At 65.5% G+C, this 1164-nt stretch carries 1 protein-coding gene, 1 tRNA gene and 1 pseudogene; 1 reads left to right on the top strand and 2 read right to left on the bottom strand.

What is annotated here, in order from left to right; all coding sequences use genetic code 11:
• The first annotated feature begins 76 nt into the window (after window positions 1-76).
• A complete protein-coding gene (locus tag LQV45_RS34255) occupies window positions 77-484 on the top strand; it encodes a hypothetical protein (protein WP_230012316.1) in 408 nt (135 codons plus the stop codon).
• A 125-nt stretch (window positions 485-609) separates the two neighbouring features.
• Here the strand turns inward: LQV45_RS34255 and LQV45_RS34250 are convergent.
• A tRNA-Asn gene (locus LQV45_RS34250) sits at window positions 610-682 on the bottom strand.
• Window positions 683-735: 53 nt separating this feature from the next.
• Window positions 736-1164, bottom strand: a pseudogene (locus tag LQV45_RS34245) (DNA primase); the annotation flags it as partial.

Raw genomic sequence — 1164 nt, 5'->3', positions numbered from 1 at the left:
GCCCTGTCCGTGGCCTGCAGCCCTTGCGCCCCGTCGCGCCCTGTTCGACGTCCGCGCCGGGCGATAAAGTTATTTCATGCCCGACAGGCAGGATCACCAGCCCCTTCCGGCCACTTGGCAGCGGTGCGACGCCGGAATCCTGCCCCTGTGGTGGGATCGCTTGTGCGCTCAGACCAGTCCGCAGTCGGCCGCCCTGTTCGCCGCCGGCCTGTTCACCGAAGACCGCCGCCGCCCAATCGCCCAGTGGTACAACCCCACATATGACTCCGCCCTCCTCGTGGCACCGGAATCTTCCCCGGAATGGCCGGTGCAACGGTTCGGCATCTTCTATGCGCCCCCGGGCGGCGGATTCACCCAGGTGCACTCGGCGCCGCATGAATGGCACCCGCGGGAACCTCGGAAGTCCCCCACGGAGCTGGAGGCCTTCCAGGCAGCGGTCGCCGAGGCCCAGCGCTTCCTCCAGGTGGAAATGTACTTCGTCTGAACCTCTACCTGAACTGCCCGCCACTGCGTTGCCCGGCGGAAAGCCCTGGCCATTGACGGGGCAACAAAAAAGAGGAAATAAAAAAGGTCCCGCGGCTGGTTTTCACCGGCCGCGGGACCTGTCCGCTCCTCCTGCTGGACTTGAACCAGCAACCCTTCGATTAACAGTCGAATGCTCTGCCAATTGAGCTAAGGAGGAATGAAGCGGGTATAAGCCTAGCAAACACCAGCCCGGGAAACGAAATCGGCGGCTCAGGCGTCCGAGCGCAGGGACCGCCGCTGCATCTCAAGTTGCATGAGTTCGCGATTCAGCCGCTGGAATTCCTCGGGGTCGGCCGAGGCGTCCAGACGCTGCAGCTGGCCCATCTTCTCGGCCTTGACCCGGGTGATCTGGAGCTCGAACAAGCGGGCGAGGATGTCCTTGCAGTAGCGCAGGACGCCTTCGGGGGTGTTGGCCGGCAGGGGCACCACGGAGAGCTCGGACACGAGCGGGCGCAGGGGCTCGGGGACCTCCTGCAGCAGCTGCTCGACCCAGCGCACCGGATCCCCCGAAAACCCGAGTCCGGTGGCCCGGATGGCCTCGTGGATGGCGAGATAGGCGGGTGTGGAGAACCGCGCCTCCGAGAAGCGCTGCCACGTCTCGCCCTCGAGCATGCCGGGTTCCTGCAGTGCGACCTCGAG

This window comes from Microbacterium sp. Bi128, from assembly GCF_918698205.1.
This window is presented reverse-complemented; position numbering and strand designations above follow the sequence as displayed.